Source organism: Exiguobacterium sp. KKT215 (assembly GCF_055635335.1).
This window is the reverse complement of sequence record NZ_CM145756.1, coordinates 1,993,750-2,014,190: the sequence shown is the minus strand read 5'-3', so window position 1 is coordinate 2,014,190 and position 20,441 is coordinate 1,993,750. Positions and strand designations below refer to the sequence as shown.

General features: G+C 55.1%; 17 protein-coding genes and 1 pseudogene. 13 read left to right on the top strand and 5 right to left on the bottom strand.

The annotated features are described in order from the left end of the window. Positions 1-14 precede the first annotated feature (14 nt). A complete protein-coding gene (locus ACZ2GZ_RS10455) occupies positions 15-1,301 on the top strand; it encodes a hemolysin family protein (protein WP_052013679.1) in 1,287 nt (428 codons plus the stop codon). A gap of 43 nt (positions 1,302-1,344) precedes the next feature. Here the strand turns inward: ACZ2GZ_RS10455 and ACZ2GZ_RS10450 are convergent, their stop codons facing one another. The 4 genes from ACZ2GZ_RS10450 to ACZ2GZ_RS10435 all read right to left on the bottom strand — a co-directional run bounded on the left by ACZ2GZ_RS10450 (position 1,345) and on the right by ACZ2GZ_RS10435 (position 4,579). Next, on the bottom strand, positions 1,345-2,121 hold the full coding sequence (locus ACZ2GZ_RS10450; RefSeq protein WP_058763233.1) for an NUDIX domain-containing protein: 777 nt from the start codon (positions 2,119-2,121) through the stop codon (positions 1,345-1,347). 124 nt (positions 2,122-2,245) lie between these two features. Beyond that, positions 2,246-2,827, bottom strand: a complete 582-nt coding sequence (locus tag ACZ2GZ_RS10445) for a DedA family protein (protein WP_214713909.1) — start codon at positions 2,825-2,827, stop codon at positions 2,246-2,248. A 104-nt stretch (positions 2,828-2,931) separates the two neighbouring features. Continuing rightward, positions 2,932-3,471, bottom strand: a complete 540-nt coding sequence (locus ACZ2GZ_RS10440; RefSeq protein ID WP_021066889.1) for a transcription repressor NadR — start codon at positions 3,469-3,471, stop codon at positions 2,932-2,934. Then, positions 3,449-4,579 carry a cysteine desulfurase family protein gene (locus ACZ2GZ_RS10435; RefSeq protein ID WP_214713907.1) on the bottom strand — a complete coding sequence of 377 codons (1,131 nt, stop codon included), beginning with the start codon at positions 4,577-4,579 and terminating at the stop codon, positions 3,449-3,451. Before ACZ2GZ_RS10435 ends, ACZ2GZ_RS10440 begins: the two co-directional genes overlap by 23 nt. Positions 4,580-4,675: 96 nt before the next feature. Between ACZ2GZ_RS10435 and ACZ2GZ_RS10430 the strand changes: the two genes are divergently transcribed. The 9 genes from ACZ2GZ_RS10430 (at position 4,676) to ACZ2GZ_RS10390 (ending at position 14,166) form a co-directional block, all read left to right on the top strand. After that, on the top strand, positions 4,676-6,109 hold the full coding sequence (locus ACZ2GZ_RS10430; protein WP_214713905.1) for an L-aspartate oxidase: 1,434 nt from the start codon (positions 4,676-4,678) through the stop codon (positions 6,107-6,109). Continuing rightward, complete coding sequence (nadC, locus tag ACZ2GZ_RS10425) at positions 6,063-6,932, top strand: carboxylating nicotinate-nucleotide diphosphorylase (protein ID WP_214713903.1); 870 nt, start codon at positions 6,063-6,065, stop codon at positions 6,930-6,932. The genes ACZ2GZ_RS10430 and nadC overlap by 47 nt, the downstream gene beginning before the upstream one ends. After that, positions 6,895-7,974 carry a quinolinate synthase NadA gene (nadA, locus tag ACZ2GZ_RS10420; protein WP_214713901.1) on the top strand — a complete coding sequence of 360 codons (1,080 nt, stop codon included), beginning with the start codon at positions 6,895-6,897 and terminating at the stop codon, positions 7,972-7,974. Before nadC ends, nadA begins: the two co-directional genes overlap by 38 nt. Positions 7,975-8,057: 83 nt before the next feature. Then, positions 8,058-8,645: a Holliday junction branch migration protein RuvA gene (gene ruvA, locus ACZ2GZ_RS10415; RefSeq protein WP_021066894.1), complete on the top strand. Its 588-nt coding sequence runs from the start codon at positions 8,058-8,060 to the stop codon at positions 8,643-8,645. 10 nt (positions 8,646-8,655) lie between these two features. After that, positions 8,656-9,651, top strand: coding sequence for a Holliday junction branch migration DNA helicase RuvB (gene ruvB, locus ACZ2GZ_RS10410; protein ID WP_021066895.1), 996 nt, complete (start codon positions 8,656-8,658; stop codon positions 9,649-9,651). Positions 9,652-9,671: 20 nt separating this feature from the next. Further along, positions 9,672-10,715, top strand: a complete 1,044-nt coding sequence (queA, locus tag ACZ2GZ_RS10405) for a tRNA preQ1(34) S-adenosylmethionine ribosyltransferase-isomerase QueA (RefSeq protein ID WP_214714086.1) — start codon at positions 9,672-9,674, stop codon at positions 10,713-10,715. Continuing rightward, the gene (tgt, locus tag ACZ2GZ_RS10400; protein ID WP_021066897.1) at positions 10,712-11,857 is read left to right on the top strand and encodes a tRNA guanosine(34) transglycosylase Tgt; all 1,146 of its coding nucleotides are present in this window, start codon (positions 10,712-10,714) and stop codon (positions 11,855-11,857) included. The genes queA and tgt overlap by 4 nt, the downstream gene beginning before the upstream one ends. 83 nt (positions 11,858-11,940) lie before the next feature. Continuing rightward, positions 11,941-12,219, top strand: a complete 279-nt coding sequence (gene yajC, locus ACZ2GZ_RS10395; protein ID WP_021066898.1) for a preprotein translocase subunit YajC — start codon at positions 11,941-11,943, stop codon at positions 12,217-12,219. Positions 12,220-12,405: 186 nt separating this feature from the next. Then, positions 12,406-14,166: a methyl-accepting chemotaxis protein gene (locus ACZ2GZ_RS10390; protein WP_021066899.1), complete on the top strand. Its 1,761-nt coding sequence runs from the start codon at positions 12,406-12,408 to the stop codon at positions 14,164-14,166. A 40-nt stretch (positions 14,167-14,206) separates the two neighbouring features. Here ACZ2GZ_RS10390 and zupT read toward each other — a convergent pair whose 3' ends face one another. Continuing rightward, positions 14,207-15,061, bottom strand: a complete 855-nt coding sequence (gene zupT / locus ACZ2GZ_RS10385) for a zinc transporter ZupT (protein WP_214713899.1) — start codon at positions 15,059-15,061, stop codon at positions 14,207-14,209. Between the two features lie 219 nt (positions 15,062-15,280). Between zupT and secD the strand changes: the two are divergent. The 3 genes and pseudogenes from secD (at position 15,281) to ACZ2GZ_RS10370 (ending at position 20,408) form a co-directional block, all read left to right on the top strand. Then, positions 15,281-17,495 (top strand): annotated as a pseudogene (gene secD, locus ACZ2GZ_RS10380) (protein translocase subunit SecD). 101 nt (positions 17,496-17,596) lie between these two features. After that, the gene (gene recJ / locus ACZ2GZ_RS10375; RefSeq protein WP_214713898.1) at positions 17,597-19,888 is read left to right on the top strand and encodes a single-stranded-DNA-specific exonuclease RecJ; all 2,292 of its coding nucleotides are present in this window, start codon (positions 17,597-17,599) and stop codon (positions 19,886-19,888) included. A 1-nt stretch (position 19,889) separates the two neighbouring features. After that, complete coding sequence (locus ACZ2GZ_RS10370) at positions 19,890-20,408, top strand: adenine phosphoribosyltransferase (RefSeq protein WP_021066904.1); 519 nt, start codon at positions 19,890-19,892, stop codon at positions 20,406-20,408. The last annotated feature ends 33 nt before the right edge of the window (positions 20,409-20,441 follow it).

The window sequence follows — 20,441 nt, the reverse complement described above, 5'->3', positions numbered from 1 at the left end:
TTTTTAATTAGGAAATGGAGTGTGAAGTAAACGTGGACCCTGTGCCCTCGTCTAGTTTAATTCTTTATGTAGTTTTAGTTATGTTGTCAGCCTTTTTCTCTTCTGCCGAGACCGCGCTCTCGAGCGTGAACCGTGTCCGGATGATTCGTATGTCGGAAGATGGGGACAAGGGCGCCAAGCGCGTCCTTCACCTCGTCGACCGCTTCGACGATACGCTCTCGACGATTCTCGTCGGGAACAACATCGTCAACATCGGGGCAGCGACCGTCTCGACAGCCATCGCCACGAGTATTTACTCGGGCGGGACCGGCCTCGTCATCTCGACGTTCGCGACGACCGTCATCATCTTGATCTTCGGTGAGATTTTACCGAAGTCGCTCGCGAAAGAGTTCGCCGAGAAGTATTCGCTTCTCATCAGCGGCATCTTGCTGTTCCTCGTCAAAATCTTGAAACCGGTGACGATGATTTTCACTGGCTTGAAGAAGTTGGTACTCCGGATGATCGGGATGAACGAAAAAGAACCGTCGGTGACGGAAGAAGAGTTGAAAGTGCTCGTTGATATGGGAGAAGAAGAAGGGGTGCTCGGCGAGACCGAAGCGGAACTCGTGCATAGCGCCTTCGCCTTCAACGACATCACTGTCGACGATGTGTTGACGCCGCGGATTGATATCCTCGCCGTCGACATCGACGATACGCTCGAAGAAATCAAAGACACGATCTTTAGCGGTGGGCATTCTCGTCTACCGGTATATAAAGACTCGATTGACAACGTCATCGGGGTGTTGTCAGAACGTGATTTCCTTCGTTCGATGATGCGGGATGAAGTGACGGACGTTCGTTCGCTCATTCGTCCGCTCACATACGTATCACCGCAGACAAAATTAATTGAACTGCTCCCAGTCCTTCAGCAAAAACAATCGCACATGGCGATCGTCCTCGACGAGTTCGGTGGGACGGCCGGCCTCATCACACTCGAAGACATGCTTGAGGAGCTCGTCGGAGACATTTGGGATGAGCACGATGAGTCAATCGTCTATCTCAAAAGACTCCGTGATGGCGTCTACGAGTGTATGGCCGACATGGATGTCGATGAGTTTGCAGATGAGATGGGAATTAAAGAACCTGAAGTAGATGCCAACACGATGGGTGGTTGGATCGTCGAACTGTTAGGAGACATTCCAGAGAAAGGTGCGCGTGTCACGTATGAAGACATGACGTTCACCGTTCTCCACGTCGAAAAGCGTCGGATTCGCAAATTGCTCGTCGAAACGGGTCAATCCGAAGCGGCGGAACAAGCGTAAACGAACAAAGGAGGGATCGCCAACCGGCGGTCCCTCCTTTTGTTTATACAGTATGATGGCGCTCGACGCGTTCGAGCAGCTCGTATGGACGTACTTTATAGATGGCGTGCGGCATATACGTCGGGTCGATCGCATCAAGCAGGCGCATCTGGAAATGATCGCGCTTGATATAGTCGCCGACGTTCGAGGCGTCGACCTTGAAGAAGCCGACTTCTTGCGTCTCGCCTTCCTGCGGTTGCAGGTCGCCCGAGACGTAGCGCGCGCGGAACGTGACACAGAGTACGCGTGAGGATACGTTTTGATAGATGCCGGTGATCCCGTCGACCTCGATCTCAATCCCGGTCTCTTCTTTTACTTCGCGATGCACGGCGTCGACAATCGATTCATGTTCCTCGACTTGTCCGCCCGGCATCTCATACGTATCGTTCCGGTGCGTGTTCTGAACGAGGAGCACCTCGCCGTCGGCGTTCGTGACGTAGGCCGTCACGGAGACGATGGTGCGCGGTGGTGTGTAGTGACCGGTCGGCATCATGAACTCCTCGCTCGACTTGATATATAAATCTTTGCCGAGACGGGCCCGCTTCTTCATCGCCTCGCGGCGTAGGCTGCTTGAGCGGTAATCGCGTTCGACTTGTTCGTAATGCTCGCGGTCACGATATTCCCAGAGGGCCATGACCTCGTCCTTGTCTTCGGTCACCCAACGACCGACGAGACGGGCGCCGTGCGATACCTGTATCGGATACAGGTATGTATGGAAAAACTCGGTGAATTCATCTAAGCGTTCAGGACGGATGGTGTACGTTTTTCGACGATGGAACATGGTAATTCCTCCTTTGAAGGTGGCTGTCTCTATTCCGAGAAAAAAACGCTTTCCTCACTATTCTTAATTCGGTACTCTATTCGTTTTTCCCTCTATTCAAAAAAGTCAGCTCGAGCGAATCTGCTCAGGCTGACTTTTTAAATAGACGCGGATTCGCGCGGATATAGCGGATGAGGACATATAGTCCGATGGCGGTGCCGACGTACGGCAAGAACCCGTGCGTGACTTCGCCGATATGACGCCAATTGCTACCAAGCATCATCCCGAGTTTGACGAACACGAACGACCAGACGGCGAAGACGACGACGGTCACCGTCAAAAATTTCCGGAACGACAAGCGCATGACGCCGGCGCTGACGGCGAACAGCTGGCGCCAAATGACGCTCAGACAGACGATCCAGGCGCCATACGTATCGAACCATGTCTCGGCGCGTTGTTGCTTCGCCTCACTGATGCGAAATGACTTGTAGAGCCGAAGGGCGACAGGACGACCGCCGTAACGGCCAATCCAATAGAGAACGATTTGACTGAGGACGAACGCCGACCACGCGAGGAGGAAGACGAGCAGGAACGAGACGTCGAGAGAACCGATCAAGTGGCCACCGTAGGCGAGCACGAGCTCATTCGGGATGAATTGGATGAAGATACCGAGCGGGACGCTGAAGACGCCGCAGCCGAGCAACAGTTGTTCAAAGAAATGCCACATGACCGTTCCCTCCTTTCCAAATTTTGTACGGTCTTTGTTCCATCCATCAGTATAACGGACATGGACCGAAAGCAAAAGAAAAGATGTCACGTATTTGTGACATCTTAGTCGAGCTCGGAGACAAGGACGCCGAGCCGCTCGAGTTCCGAGACGGCGGCATCGATGGCATCTTCGCTATCGGCCTCGAGCGTGTGGATATGCAAGCCACCCGTCAAATGCGAAAGTGGGGCGGCCTGGTTCGCCTCGACCCGTTCGAGGAAAGCACGGACGTCGCGACGGCTCTTCACCATCAACTGGCCCGTCAACGAACCGTAGACCGGATGATCGATGATGACGTCCCGAATCGTGACGCCTTCGTCGACGATGGCGTTCATTTCGGCCTCCATGGCCTCGGCCTCGTGACGACAGACGATTTTACGGGTGTAGGCGGACGGTGACGACTCGCCCGGTAGATAGACGTATCCACGGGCGGTCGCGACGATTTGATGGCCCTTCGCCTTCAAGAGCGACAAGTCTTGGACGACGACTTGTCGGCTGACGGCGACACGGCGGGCGAGTTCGGAGCCGGTGATTGGCTCGGAACTCTGTTCAATCATTTCCAATAATGTGCGCCGGCGTTCTTCACCGGCTAAGCGTTTGTTCATAAGATCCGACTCTCCTTGCTAAAGTGACGATGGCTTCGGCGAGTGCCGTCGTGGCTTCGACGGTCGTGTCTTCACCGAAGGAAATGCGGACGAGGCCGTGGCAGGCGCACGTCTCATAGCCGAGTGACTCGAGCATCCGGTTCGGTCCGTTCTGGCCGGCCCGACAGGCCGAGCCTGCCGAGACTTGGAAGCCGAGCCCGTCGAGTTCGGTCATCCACCATTGTCCGTCCCGCTGATTCGAGACGAACGAGAAGATGGCGGGACTCTGCTGGTCGAACTCGAGCCAGTCCACGTAAGACGATGTCTTCTCTTTCAAGATAGCACGAAACGCCAAGAAATTTCTTTCATGACGTGTCCGTGCCTCGTGCCGATCGGTGAACGCTTTAACAAACGCACAGATGCCGGGGACGTCAATCGTGCCGGGACGAATGCCGTACTGATGGTGTCCCGGATAATAGGGCGGTGGCAACAGCCGTTCCATATAGAGGCCGCCGACGCCTTTTGGACCGCCGACCTTATGGGCGCTGAACGAATAGGCGTCAATCCCGTCGACCGAGACAGGAATCTTGCCGAGCGCCTGGACGCCGTCGATGTGGAGCAACACTTTCTTATATTTCAATTGGCAGAGGATGTTGTGGAGCGGCAGCGTCCATCCGGTATCGGAGTTGACGTGCTGGAACGTCACGAGCCCGATATCACGGTCGAGCAGACGCGTGAACGTCTCTTGGTCGAAGCGACCGTCTTTTAGTTTCAGCCGATGGACGGTCACGCCTTCCGCTTCCCATTCGTCGAGAAGGAGAGCGACCGAGTCGTGCTCTTGCCACGACGTGATGACTTCACTGCCTTTCATGCGCTTACGGAGACTCGTTAGCGCGATATAGTTGCTCTCCGAGCCGCTGCCGGTGAAGAGCAACTTCCCGCGGAGCATGTCGAGCCCGAGAGCCTGCTTCACCAAACGCCTTGCCTCGGTCAAGTAATCTTCGGCCATATATCCGTGCGTGTGGAGGGAAGACGGATTACCGTATACGCTCCGCGCCATGGCGACGTAATGGTCGAGGGCGGATTTTGTCATCGGGTGCGTCGCCGCATAATCAAAGTAACGGTTCATCGTAAAGTTCCCCTTTTCTTATGTTGTCTTCTTCACAAAATTATGCGAAACTAGTTTACAAGTCAACATTACATATGAAAAACAGGTGATATACAGATGTCTTTACAGTTTGAACGGGTCGATGTGTTGATTATCGGGGCCGGTTTGGCCGCTGTGACGGTCGCCCTCCATCTGCCCCGGACGTTGAACGTCCTGCTCGTCGCCAAGCATGAAGTGACGAGTGCGAACTCGGACTTGGCTCAAGGCGGAATCGCGAGCTCGTACTTGGAACCGTCGAGCGTCGACCATGAGCGGGATACGCTCGTCGCCTCGAAACTTGCGGCCGTACCCGACCGTGTTTATACACTCGTCGAGGAAGGGCGGACGGCGATTCAAGAGCTGGAGCGGTTCGGCGTCGTCTTCGATCGCGACGCGACTGGCTACGCGGTCGGTCGGGAAGGTGCCCATGGCATGAATCGAATCTTTCACGTCGGTGGCGATGAGACGGGACGGCACGTGATGGCGACGCTGCGGCGTCAACTGCCTGACAATGTGACCGTCATGGAGCATGTCCTGATCGATACGTTGACGAAAAGCGATGGCCGTGTGAGCGGGGCGACCGGCTTCAACGGTGAGACGCGCCTCCACGTTCAGGCCGGGGCCGTCGTCCTCGCGACCGGTGGCATCGGCGGACTGATTGACTGGACGTCGAACTGTCGCTCGGTCACAGGAGACGGGCTCGTCTTGGCAGAATCGGTCGGGGCTCGGCTCACGAACTTGTCTCGGATTCAGTTTCATCCGACGCTACTCGCAGTCGATTCACCCCATCTCGTGACCGAAGCGCTACGCGGGGCGGGAGCCACGCTCGTCGATACGTCCGGGAACCATGTGATGGGACAACACCCGCTCGGTAGCCTCGCCCCGAGGGATGAGGTCGCACGAACGCTCACGAACCATGTCGGACCGGTGTACTTGGATACGAGTCGTGTCGAACGGCTCGATGAGCGGTTCCCGAAACTGGTGGCGACATGTGACGCGCACGGCATCGACATCCGGCGCATCCCGGTCCGGCCGGGACTACATTTCCACATGGGCGGTGTCGACGTCGACGCCTATGGACGAACCAAGGTAGCGGGACTATATGCGGTCGGGGAGGTCGCCGATACGGGCGTCCATGGGAAGAATCGACTCGCGTCAAACTCGTTACTTGAATGCTGGGTGTTCGGGAAGCGGGTGGCGGCGACGATGACTTTGGAGGAGAAGCCGTTCACGGTGAACGAGACGACCGTATTTGAGGTTTCAGATGATCTGTTCGGCCGCTATCGGCAACAGATTGGGGAATGGCTGACAATCTCGCCGCAACTCGGCAAAATCGTAAGTTTCTTAGAAAATACCCAACAACTGCCACGGACGAAACACGTGACAAGACAATTAAGTGAACAGACATTGAGTATAGAAGCGGCACGGCTTTTGGCTCGTGCCATGATAAGGACGGAGGATGGTTATGAACAAGATTGCTTTGCGCGAACAGCTGACGGCATTTCTACATGAGGACATCGGCTTTGGCGATATCTCGAGCGGACTGATCGATCAGCGCGAGACGTCATTCGCCACGGTCACCGCCAAAATGGATGGGGTGTTCTGTGGCATGGATGTCGTCCTGGAGCTGGCCCAGATGCAACGGCTCGTCGTCGAGTCATGCCAACCCGACGGCACGGTCGTCTCGATTGGAGATGAACTGTTCACGTTGCGGGGCAAGACACGGACGCTCCTCGAGACGGAACGGGTGCTGTTGAACCTCATCCAACATTTGAGTGGGATCGCCACGATGACGCGGCGCTGCGTCGAACAGCTCAATGACCCGGCGATTGCCGTCACGGATACGCGCAAGACGACCCCTGGACTCCGCATGCTCGAGAAGCATGCCGTCCGTTCGGGTGGTGGGAAGAACCACCGGCTCCGGCTCGACGATGCCGTCATGATTAAAGACAACCACATCACGGCACTCGGTGGAATTACGAACGCGGTCGCCCGGGCCCGAATGCTTGCTGGCCACACGACGCCGATTGAAGTCGAGGTCGAGACGCTCGAACAGTTGCATGAGGCGATCAAGGCGGACGCCGACATCATCATGTTCGACAACCGGACGCCAGAAGAACTGAAAGCGTGGCGCGCGCTCGTCCCAAGTCATATCAAGACGGAGGCGTCAGGCGGCATCACGGTCGAGACGATCGCCTCGTATCGCGGTACGGGCGTCGACGTCATCTCAATCGGGCAGTTGACCCATTCGGTGACGGCGCTCGATTGTAGTTTAAATCTCGTAGGAGGAATCAAACATGCAGTTACTCGGAACGATGCCAGCGCTATACGCTGACTTGACGGTTGAACAGATGGAACAACGGATTGAAGCCATTAAAGCACGGCTCGGCAGCCGCCTGTTTTTACCGGCCCACCATTATCAAAAGGACGAGGTCGTCCAGTTCGCGGACGCGACCGGAGATTCGCTCCAGCTCGCACGGCTCGCCGAACAGATGAACGAGGCCGAATTCATCGTCTTTTGCGGCGTCCACTTCATGGCCGAGACGGCTGACATGTTGACGCGTGACGACCAGCTCGTCATCTTGCCGGATATGCGGGCCGGGTGTTCGATGGCCGACATGGCTGATATCGATCAAACAGAAATAGCATGGGAAGAATTGACGGACACGTTCGGCGACAGTATCGTCCCGATCACATACGTCAACTCGACAGCGGCCATCAAGGCATTCGTCGGCAAACATGGCGGGGCGACGGTCACGTCGTCCAATGCCCATGACATCGTGCGTTGGGCACTCGAAGCGGGCGAACGGATCTTGTTCTTACCGGACCAGCATCTCGGACGCAATACGGCATATGACTTGGGCGTGCCGCTCGAGGCGATGGCCGTCTGGGACCCGCTCCGGGAACGACTCGTCTATGAAGGCGATATTGAGGACGTCCGCGTCATTCTATGGAAAGGGCATTGCTCGGTCCATGAGAAGTTCAACGTCGCCCAAATCGAGGCGTTACGGAAGAACGACCCGGAACGACGCATCATCGTCCATCCCGAGTGCACGTTCGATGTCGTGCAGGCGGCGGACGAGGCCGGGTCGACATCCTATATCATCGACCAGATTGAGGCGAGCGCGCTGGGGACGAAGTGGGCCGTCGGCACCGAGATGAACTTGGTCAATCGACTTGCGGTGACGCACCCTGAGCTCGACATTAATTCGCTCAACCCGTACATGTGCCCGTGCTTGACGATGAACCGAATCGATTTGCCTCATTTGCTCTGGGCACTCGAGTCACTCGAGACCGATCCCGTCAATATTATTCGTGTCGACGAAGAGACGACAAAGTGGGCGACACTCGCCCTCGAGCGGATGCTCGCACGCTAAGGACAGGCAATCGCCTGTCCTTTTTTCGTGGCGACGGTTATGGTACAATGAATGCAGTTTTCCCATGAAGAGGAGATATGACCGTGATTGAATTCGTAAAAGGCTCCGTCGCCTATGTGTGCGCGGAATATATAACGTTGGATGTTTCGGGCGTCGGCTACAAAGTACATGTGCCTAACCCGTTTTTTTATCGTGAACAAGACGAACATGTAATCGTGTTTACGCACCATTACGTGCGCGAAGATCAACAGACGCTGTACGGTTTCCGTTCACGTCGCGAACGCGAACTGTTCAATAAATTGCTCGGCGTCAACGGGATCGGACCGAAAGGCGCACTCGCCATCGTCGCCTCGGGCGATATGGATGCGCTCATCGACGCAATCGAGACTGAGAACGAGAAGTATTTGATGAAGTTCCCAGGTGTCGGCAAGAAGACGGCGAAACAGATGGCGCTCGACTTGAAAGGCAAGCTGTCCGAGCTCGCCCCGGATTATGTACCGAACACCGGACTGTTCGCCCAAGGCGCGTCCGAACTAGACGAGGCGTGCGAAGCGCTCGTTGCGCTCGGTTACTCAGAGCGTGAGATCACCCGTGTCCGCAAGGAACTGAATTCAGAAATATTGACGACAGACGCTTACATAAAGCGCGCCCTGCAATTGCTATTGAAATAAGGAGGAGACCATGGACGAACGATTGTTGTCACAATCCCATCAACAATATGAAGACTCTGAAGAGTGGAGCTTGCGTCCGCAAAAGTTCGAGCAATATATCGGACAGGAGAAGGCGAAAGGCAACTTGTCGATCTTCATCCAAGCCGCGAAGCTCCGCAGCGAAACACTCGACCACGTCCTCCTATACGGTCCCCCGGGACTCGGAAAGACGACACTCGCCCAAATCATCGCCAACGAGATGGGTGTCGGCATCAAGACGACGGCCGGCCCGGCCATCGAACGCCCGGGTGACCTCGCCGCAATCCTCTCGACGCTTGAACCGGGCGATGTTCTGTTCATCGATGAGATTCATCGCTTGAGCCGCACGATTGAAGAGATTCTCTATCCGGCGATGGAGGACTACTGTCTCGACATCGTCTACGGACAAGGCGAGATGGCACGAAGCGTCCGCATCGACTTGCCACCGTTCACGCTCGTCGGCGCGACGACGCGGGCCGGCATGTTGTCGGCCCCGCTCCGTGACCGCTTTGGTGTCACGTTAAAGCTCGAATACTACGAGACGCATGAGCTCGCCGCCATCGTCAGTCGGACGGCCCAACTGTTCCGCCTGTCGATTTCACCAGAGGCGAGCGGTGCCATCGCGAAACGTGCACGCGGCACGCCGCGGATTGCCAACCGGCTGTTACGCCGGGTTCGTGATTTCGCCCAAGTGGCAGGAACGAAAGAAATCGATCCGGTGCTTGCCTCAGACGCGCTCGACCGGTTACACGTCGACGCCCTCGGGCTCGATGAAGTCGACCACCGGCTCTTACGGGCGATGGTTGAACGGTTCGGCGGTGGACCGGTCGGGCTCGAGACGCTTGCCGCGACGATCGGGGAAGATGCCCAGACGATCGAGGACGTGTATGAGCCGTATTTGTTGCAGCAAGGTTTCCTGCAACGGACGCCGCGCGGCCGCATGATCACCCAGTACGCAAAGACGCATTTTGGCTATGAAGAGGAGTAAACGATATGCAAGACATTCAATTGAAAGTAAACGATTATGATTTTGACTTACCGGAAGAACTGATCGCCCAAGTACCGCTCCTCGATCGGACGAGCTCACGACTGCTCGTCCTCGACCGCGACACGGGCGACATCGAGCATCGTCACTTCCGCGACGTGCTCGACTATTTGCAGGCAGGCGACGCCCTCGTCGTCAACGACTCGCGCGTGCTCCCGGCTCGACTGTTCGGGGCGAAGCAAGAGACGGGCGGGAAAGTCGAGCTTCTTCTTTTGAAGCAGACGGAAGATGATGTCTGGGAAGCGCTCGTCAAACCGGCGAAAAAAGTCCGCGTCGGCGCCATCGTCGAGTTCGGCAACGGATTGCTCCGGGCCGAATGTGTCGAAGAGCTGCCGGAAGGGGGACGCCGCTTCAAGTTCGATTACGACGGTATCTTCTATGAGATTTTAGATGAGCTCGGCACGATGCCGCTCCCGCCCTACATCCGTGAACAGCTCGACGACCAAGACCGTTATCAGACGGTGTACGCCCGTGAACGCGGGAGTGCGGCCGCACCGACGGCAGGTCTTCACTTCACGGAAGAACTGCTCGCAGCGGCAGAGGCGAAAGGCGTCAAGTTGATTCCGCTCACGCTCCACGTCGGGCTCGGTACGTTCCGTCCCGTCACGGCGGATACGATTGAAGAACACACGATGCACAGTGAGTATTTCGAGCTGTCGGCCGCTTCGGCCGAGGCGCTCCGTGACATCCGTGCAAATAACGGACGCGTCTTCGCAGTTGGGACGACATCGACCCGGACGCTCGAGACGATCGTGCGCGACCATGGGGATTTCGTCGAGTCATCGGGCTGGACGGACATCTTTATCTACCCAGGCGTCGAGTTGAAGGCGATTGATGGACTGATCACGAACTTCCATCTGCCGAAGTCGACACTCGTCATGCTCGTCTCGGCGTTCGCGTCGCGCGACATCATTTTGAACGCGTACCGCACGGCGGTACAAGAACGTTACCGCTTCTTCAGCTTTGGAGACGCGATGCTCATCACGAGGAAGGAAGAGAACAAATGACCAAACACGCAGTCACATACGAACATATCCACACATGTAAACAGACGGGAGCGCGGCACGGAATCGTCCATACGCCGCACGGCTCGTTCGAGACACCTGTCTTCATGCCGGTCGGCACGCAGGCGACCGTCAAGACGATGGCCCCGGAACAAGTCAAGGCGATGGGAGCGAACATCATCCTCTCGAACACGTATCACCTTTGGATTCGTCCAGGACACGAAGTCGTCAAACAAGCCGGAGGCCTTCATAAGTTCATGAACTGGGACGGCGCGATTTTGACAGACTCGGGCGGCTTCCAAGTCTTCTCGCTCGCCGACCTGCGCAACATCCAAGAAGAAGGCGTCCATTTCCGCAACCACTTGAACGGCGACAAGTTGTTCTTGTCACCGGAGAAAGCGATGGAGATTCAAAACGCGCTCGGTTCGGATATTATGATGGCGTTCGACGAGTGCCCGCCGTTCCCGGCGACACATGAGTACATGAAGAAGTCGGTCGAGCGGACGAGCCGTTGGGCTGAGCGTTGCCTCGCGGCACACGAACGTCCGGAAGACCAGGCATTGTTCGGTATCATCCAAGGCGGCGAGTACGAAGATCTCCGTCGTCAAAGTGCGGCCGACCTCGTCTCGCTTGATTTCCCAGGTTATGCTGTCGGTGGATTATCGGTCGGCGAACCGAAAGACGTCATGTACCGCGCGCTCGAGTTCACGACACCGTTCATGCCGGAGAACAAGCCGCGCTACTTGATGGGCGTCGGTTCACCGGATGCGTTGATTGAAGGCTCGATTCGCGGCATCGACATGTTCGACTGCGTCTTGCCGACCCGAATCGCCCGCAACGGGACGCTCATGACATCGAAAGGCCGTGTCACGATCAAACATGCGAAACATAAGACGGACTTCGGCCCAATCGACGAGAAGTGCGACTGCTACACGTGTAAGAACTATTCACGTGCGTACGTCCACCACTTGATTCGTGCCGACGAGATGTTCGGTCTCCACCTCTGTTCGACACACAACCTTCACTTCCTCGTGAACTTGATGAGTCAAGTACGTCAAGCCATCCGCGAAGACCGTCTTTTGGACTTCAAGGAAGAGTTTTTCGAAGAATATGGGTATAACAAACCAAACGCCAAGAATTTCTAATTGTTCTGACAGCGATTATGTGACAACGTTTCAGTTTCACGGTATAATGAACCTGATATTGAAGGAAAGGGTGAATTTTACGCATGGAAACTCTCGTAGCACTATTACCGATGATCCTTATTTTCGTCGTGTTCTACTTCTTGTTGATCCGTCCGCAGACGAAACGTCAGAAGGAAGTACAATCGATGCAAAACGCGCTTGAGCGTGGGGATCACGTCGTAACAATCGGCGGCCTTCACGGCGTCGTCCACCAAATCGAAGACACACAAGTCACATTGAAATGTGACCAGTCACTCCTCAAGTTCAATCGCAGTGCGATTGCTGAAGTGACGAAAAAAGGCAACTCATCATTCGCTGAGTAACCAAACCACGCCTGACCATCCCTGGTCAGGCGTCTTTTTTTTGTCATACTTTGAAAAATGATTTATTTTTGACAAACTTCGTCAATCCGACGAATCATCCACCTTATTTCCAAAAATCAAATTGAATCGTGAAAACGTTTGCATTATCGTCAAGTTGAGAAGAATTGGAAAGAAGGAGAAGAAGACATGGATGTGAAACGATTGCTACGCCCACTCAAAAATTGGAAGGTACGACGTCGCCCTGACCGCGTGAAAGGACGCTCGTCGATGCGCCGTAAGATGGCGATGGCGCTCGTGCCGACACTGATCGCCTTATTGATCGTCGGTGCGCTCGGCTCGTATCAATTACAGAATGCGACGTCAGAGTATGACCGCGTCTTGAACGAGCGGCTCCAAGATATGCTCGTCGCCGAAGATTTGGCGTTGACCGTGACCGATGCCGAGCGTTATTTGAACTACTATCTGCTCGTCTCGAACCCGAAGACACTGATTAGTCTCGAAGCGGCGCAGACAAAACGTGACGAACTGATGGATACGCTCAAGCAGTCGTCGTCAGATTCGAAAGTCATCGCCTGGATCGGTGATCTTGAGAAGTTCAATCAACATCTCGACACGGAAATGGCGCGCGTCATCGACCTCCGTCAACAACAAGACGAGATCGGATACAAGACGGTGCTCAATACGAGCGTGACACCGACGACGGATCGCGTCCGGATGACGGTGACCGACCTCGTCACGTATCAAGGCGAAGCGCTCGCAGCTGAGTCGGAAGCGGTCCAGGCGAGTGCCGGGCAGTCGATCATCTGGATGGTTGTCATCAGCATCATCGGCGTCGCTGTCGGTCTACTTTCATTAGTAGCACTCCAAAAGTTGTTCTTGAAGCCGATCAATCGACTCGTGAACGAAGCGCGCGTCGTCGCCGAAGGTGATTTGACCGGGGGTGATATCGAGGTCGGTTCGAACGATGAGCTCGGTGACCTCGTCACGGCGTTCAACGATATGAAACGCAACCTTGTCGGCTTGATTCGTCAAGTCGGGGCGGCCTCAGACAAAGTGACGGCCTACTCGGAAGAACTGTATGCCAGCACGGACCACGTCGCCACGACGACGCAAGGTGTAGCCGGTCTATTTGAACAGATGAACCTTGCCGCCCAAGTGTCGGCGAAACGGGCCGAAGAAGGGACGTCCGGCGTCAATCAAGCCGTCGTCGGCTTGAACCAAATCGCCGCTGCCTCGCAAGGCGTGAACGAGCAGACGATTCATACACTCGAAGCGGCGAGTGGGGGACTGGAGACAATTCAGTTGGCCGAGCAGCAGATGCGGGAGATTCAACAAGCGAACGACTTGACGCAACAGATGGTCGAGCGCTTATCGAATCAATCGCTCGAGATTGAGAAAATCACTCGTTCCATCACGGCCATCACGGAACAGACGAACCTGCTCGCCTTGAACGCGGCGATTGAAGCGGCTCGGGCCGGGGAACACGGCAAAGGGTTTGCCGTCGTCGCGGCCGAGGTCAGAAAACTGGCCGAAGAATCGAAACAGTCGGCAAAACAGATTCAAGCGGTCGTCGTCGATATTCAGCGCGACACGTCGGAAGTCGAGGCGGCGTTCGATGTCACGAGCCAGCATGTGACAAGCGGTGTGATCCAAATGGGCGAAGTCGCCGGTGCGTTCCGTGAAATCGTCACCGTCATTCAAGAGACGTCCCGTCAAATGAGTGAGATTGCGGCAGCGACAGAAGAAGTAAGTGCGAACACGACCGAGGTCGCCGTCTCGGTCGAAGATATGTCAACGAACGCCGTCTCAACGCAACGAAGCGTCGAAGAGGCGGGCGCGAACGTCGAAGAGCAACTCGCCGCGATTCAAGAAATCAACGGCATCGCCGAGACGATGAGTCATATGTCGGTCGAGTTGAAAGACCTCGTCCACTTATTCAAGGCATAAAAACAGCGTCTCCTCGACAATCGAGGGGACGCTGTTTCGGTTACATTAACAAAATCAGACTGGCTGCCATGACCATCATACCGGCGACCATGCCGTACACCGCATGGTGGGCCCGTCCGTATTCACGGGCGGCTGGGAGCAATTCATCAAGCGAGATGAACACCATGATGCCGCCGACAGCCGCGAAGATGATTCCGAACACCGTGTCGCTCAAGAACGGCATCAACAACAGGAAGCCGACGGCCGCGCCGAGAGGTTCGGCGAGTCCGGATAAGAAGGACAGTTTCAGCGCCTTCTTCCGAGAGCCGGTCGCGTAGTAAATCGGGACCGAGACGGCGATCCCTTCCGGAATGTTGTGCAGTGCGATAGCGATGGCGATCGCTAAACCGACGGCCGGGTCATCGAGAGCCGAGATGAACGTGGCCAAACCTTCCGGGAAGTTATGGATGGTGATGGCGAGTGCCATGAAGATTCCCATCTTATGAAGCCGCTGTTTCGTCTCGTGATTCAATGGGACGCGTTCGGTCGCCGTCGTCGCGAGTTCTTGGGACGACGGGTCGTTTTGCATCGTCTCGACGAATTTGACTTCATGCGGGTTCTCGGGAGACGGGATGAACTTGTCGATCAAGGCGATCAACAGCATGCCGCCGAAGAACGCGAGGACCGTATAAAGTGTCCCGGTCTGCTCACCATGGGCACCGACGAGCTCAACGAGCGCTTTCGGGAAAATCTCGATAAAGGATACGTAAATCATGACCCCGCCTGAGAAGCCAAGGGACACCGACAAGAAGGCTGTGTTGGTCCGTTTGGCGAAGAAGGCGATCATACTTCCGATCCCCGTCGCGAGTCCCGCGAACAACGTCAGTAAAAAGGCATAGATAATCGTGCTATCCATTGAAAAGGACTCCTTTACGTGTAGTGTAAGTTGATAATCACATCATAGCTCAAGTTTTGCCCTAATGCAACTTTTAGTCGCATGCGCAAAAAAAGCGTGGGAAATCAACGCTTCCGTGTTACAATTTTAGGAAAACGATTGATAAATGTTTAGAATATTTGTAATGTTAACGAGAGAAGTTTTTTTACGAGAACATGTGTTTAGAAAGGAATTTGTCGTATGTACAAAAAAGGGAATATCGCGATCTTTGCGGTCATCATGATTGCAACGATCCTACTCGCCGTCTTGACGACACCATGGGTCGTGAAGAACACGAACCTTGGCCTTGACCTCAAAGGCGGATTTGAAGTGCTGTACGAAGTCCAGCCGCTTGAAGACGGCGATGTCATCGATCAATCTGCGATGAATGCAACCGTTCGCGCTATCAACAACCGGGTCAACGTGCTCGGTGTGTCTGAACCGGACATTCGGATTGAGGATGATAACCGGATCCGTGTCCAACTCGCGGGTGTATCGAATCAAAACGATGCCCGAGAAGTGCTCTCGTCGACGGCGCAGCTTACGTTCCGCGACATCGATGACAACGTCCTGCTCGACGGAAAAGATCTCGCGCCGCGCGGTGCCTCAATCAGCTACGATCAGCAAGGCAACCCGGTCGTTGAATTGACACTCCAATCGGCAGAACAGTTCGGTGAAGTGACGTCTGAGATCGCTCAGCGCCCGGCACCGGAAAACCGCCTTGTCATCTGGCTCGATTATGAGGAAGGTGACTCGTACGAAGAAGAGATTCAAAAAGAGAACTCGAAAATCGTCTCGGACGCCTCGGTCAACGGACCGATTCTTTCGGATAAAGCCATCATCTCCGGTGGGGATATCGACGCCGAGAGTGGTCAACGTCTCGCTGACATCTTGAACGCCGGGGCACTCCCGGTCAAACTTGAAGAGAAGTACTCGACGTCGGTCTCGGCCCAATTCGGTCAAGATGCACTTGAGAAGACTGTATTCGCTTCGGTCATCGGTGTCGTCGCTATCTTCTTGTTCATGTTGTTCTTCTATCGTTTACCCGGTCTCGTCTCGATCCTCACACTCATTTTGTATATCAATTTGATTATGTTGTTCTTTAACGGGATTAACGCCGTCTTGACGCTCCCAGGGATTGCCGGTCTCGTCCTCGGTATCGGTATGGCAGTCGATGCCAACATCATCACGGCCGAGCGAATTAAAGACGAACTCCGCTCAGGGAAGTCGGTCCTATCGGCGTTCCGTGCCGGTAACCGTCGCTCGCTCAGTACGATTATCGATGCCAACTTGACGACGCTCATCTCGGCAGCGGTCTTGTTCTATTTCGGAACAAGTTCCGTCAAAGGGTTCGCGCTCATGCTCATGATCTCGATCGCGATGACGTTCATCTCGAACGTCTTCATCTCGCGCTATTTGATGCACCTCCTCGTCGCAAGTCGTCTCTTCGACAAGCGCAAAGGCTGGTTTGGTGTGAAGGAGAGTGAAATCCGTGAACTTTAAGCTCACTGAATTAAACTATATTAAACCGATGCGCACGTTGTTCCTCATCTCATGTGCCGTCGTCATCATCGGGCTCGGGATCTTGTTCTTCCGCGGCTTGAACCTCGGAATCGACTTCGCGTCTGGAACGCGGGTCGAAGTCCAGACCGAGTCGCAAGTGTCGCAAGACGATTTAGCGGCCGCCTTCACCGAGGCAGGCGTGGATGAAGACATCTCTTCTGTCCAATATGCAGAAGGCGGGACGCTCGCGAACGTGACGTTCGTCGGGCAGCTCACTCAAGATGAAGTCGCTTCGGTGAAGACTGTGTTCACGGAGACGTTCGGGAACGACCCGAACATCAGCACCGTCTCAGCCGAGGTTGGCCGAGACATCGCCCGTAATGCGATTTATGCCGTCTCGCTCGCATCGCTCGGGATTATCTTGTATATCACGTTCCGCTTCCAATTCTCTTACGGTGTCGCCACCGTCGTCGCCATGCTCCACGATGCGTTCTTCATGCTTGTGGCGTTCTCGATTTTTGGCATCGAGGTCAACTTGTACTTCGTCGCCGCTATCTTGACGATTATCGGGTATTCGGTCAACGATACGATCGTTACGTTCGACCGGGTGCGCGAGAACATTCAAGCGTATGAGAAAGAACGGAAAATCAAGACGATGGACGAGTACCGTATGCTCGTGAACAAAGCGATTCAAGAGACGATCGTCCGCTCGATCAACACGGTCGTCACTGTATTGTTCACCGTCATCGCCTTGTACATCTTCGGCGCCGAATCGATTCGCGGCTTCTCGCTCGCGCTTCTCGTCGGCCTCATCATGGGAATGTACTCGTCGATCTTCATCGCCTCATACCTTTGGTTGCTCATCAAAGGCATGTCGCTCAACAAAAAGAAATCAGCTGCCCCAGAGGCGTAACCACTGGTCTCCCGAATTAATCGGGGGACCTTTTTGAATGTCAAGACGGCACTTCACTCGCTCGTTCTGATATAATCTACAATTGATTGGAGTGAGGCATTATGTATCATGCGAAGAAACGTTGGGTGTATCCGGAGACGGATACAACGTCTGTTGAACTGTTACAAACAGAACTGAATATATCGGAGCAACTCGCGACGCTCCTCACACAACGGGGGCACCGCGACGTCGAGGCGGCCAAGGCGTTTTTATACGTCGAGGATGAATTGACGTTCCACGACCCGTTTTTATTTGAACAGATGCCAAAAGTCGTCGAACGCTTGAAACGGGCGGCCGACGAAGGCGAGATGGTGCTCATCTATGGCGACTATGACGTCGATGGCGTCAGCGCCTCGGCCGTCATGTGGCACGCCTTGACCGAGATTGGCGTCATGGCGGAATGCTATATCCCGAACCGGTTCACCGAAGGCTACGGACCGAACAAAGAGGCGTTCAGCTGGGCCGCCGGTGAAGGGTTCACCCTCATCATCACGGTCGACTGCGGCATCTCGGGGATTGAAGAAGCAGCGCTCTTAAAAGAGCTCGGTGTCGACTTGATTATCACCGACCACCACGAACCGAAAGAGACGTTACCGGATGCGTTCGCTATCATCCATCCTCATATCGACCCGTCGTATCCGTACGACAAACTCGCCGGGGCAGGCGTCGCCCTCAAAGTGGCGCACGCCGTGCTCGACCGGATGCCGGACGAGCTTCTCGACTTGGCCGTCCTCGGCACGATCGCCGACCTCGTCCCGCTCGATGGGGAGAACCGTCTGCTCGCCAAGCTCGGGCTCAAGGCGCTCGATGATTCGAAACGCCCGGGTATTTTGGCGCTCCGTGAAGTGTGTGCGTTGACGGACGGGACATTGAACGAGGAATCGGTCGGGTTCGCGTTCGGTCCGCGCATCAACGCCGCCGGTCGTCTCGACTCGGCGATGCCGGCGCTCCAGATGTTGCTCGCCGAGAGCGAGGAAGAAGCGCTCGCACTGGCACAACAGCTCGACAAACAGAACAAAGAACGCCAAGACATCGTCAAGACGATCGCCAAAGAAGCGACGGAACTCGTCGAAGCCTCGATGACGGACGACCGCGTCCTCGTCGTCGCCAGTGAACGCTGGAACCCAGGCGTCGTCGGAATCGTCGCCTCACGTCTCGTCGAGGCGTACTATCGTCCGGTCATCCTATTGTGCCATGACCCGAAGACAGGGAAGGCGAAAGGGTCGGGCCGGTCGATTGACGGTTTCGACTTGTTCAAAGAACTATCGAAGAACGAAGACATCTTGCCGCACTTCGGTGGCCACCCGGCCGCAGCCGGGATGACGTTGTTATCGGAAAACGTGGCCGAACTGCGCCGTCGTCTGAACGAACAAGCCGAATCGATTCCGGACGAGACGTTCGTCGCCCGCGTCAACGTCGACTTGAAGCTCGACGTGAACGATGTGTCGCTCGACTTGATTTCAGAGATTGGCAAGCTCGCCCCGTTCGGGATGGGTAATCCGTCACCGCGTGTCGTCGTGGCAGACGCTAGACTTCGCGATATCCGTCAAATCGGGCGCGACAACACCCATTTGAAGGTTCAGCTCGCCGGGGATAAGCGGGAACTTGATGGCATCGGCTTCGGTTTCGGTCACGTCGTCTCTGAAATCTCGAAGATGGCCCACGTCTCGGTCATGGGCAGTCTGCAAGTAAATGAATGGAACGGGATGCGCAAGCCGCAGCTCATGATTCAAGACATCCGTGTCGACGGGTTCCAAGTGTTCGATTATCGGGGCAAGAAAAATTCGCTCGACGAATTGAAACAGCTCCCGGGCGACACGACGTCGTTCATCTCGTTCCAAGGGCGGGACGACTTCCCGCTCCACGACCTTGATACGCCGCTCAAGCCGTTTGTCGTCTTGCTCGATTTGCCGGACGAGGAAGACGTATTGGCGGACTTGTTGACCGAGGACGTCGAACGCATCTACTGTGCGTTCGGACAAGGCGGCTCGTTCTTCGAGAAGTTGCCGACGCGTGAAGATTTCCGAACATACTACGTCCACATGGCGACGTGCGAACGGAAAAACCTGCGCGAAAACTTGATTCGTTTGTCAATCGAGCGAAAATGGTCAAAAAATACGATTCAATTTATGCATCAAGTATTCTCTGAACTCGAATTTCTTGTTACAATGGAAGACGGACTGCCTGGAGTGAATCCAGAAGCGCCGAAACGCGATTTGACCGAAGCGCCGTGTTATAAGCGCCGGGTCGGACGAGTCCAACTCGAGGAGCGTTTCATCTATGCGTCGTTGGCAGAACTGAAAGAGCGGTTACAATCATTGCGATCGAACAAGATGCAGGAGGCTTACACATAAAATGGATTTCAAACAGCATATTAAAGAAGTAGCGGATTACCCGAAAGAAGGAATCAGCTTCAAAGACATCACGTCACTCATGCAAGACGGGCCGGCTTACAAAAAAGCGGTCGATGAGCTCATCGCTTACGCTCAGGAGCGCGGTGCTGAACTCATCGCTGGTCCGGAAGCACGCGGATTCGTCGTCGGTTGCCCGGCAGCGTACGCACTTGAACTCGGGTTCGTCCCGGTCCGTAAAGAAGGCAAGTTGCCACGTGAGACGGTTCGCGTCGCATACGGCCTCGAATACGGCACAGACATTTTGACGATGCACAAAGATTCAATCAAACCGGGCCAACAAGTCGTCATCTTGGATGACTTGCTTGCAACAGGCGGCACGATTGAAGCGACCATCAAAATGATTGAACAACTCGGCGGCGTCGTCGCGGGGATTGGATTCTTAATTGAACTTGATGGACTTGGTGGACGTGAGCGTCTCGAAGGATACGACGTGTTCTCACTCATCCGTTACGAAGATTGACCTAGACGGGAAGCGATTAGCTTCCCGTTTTTG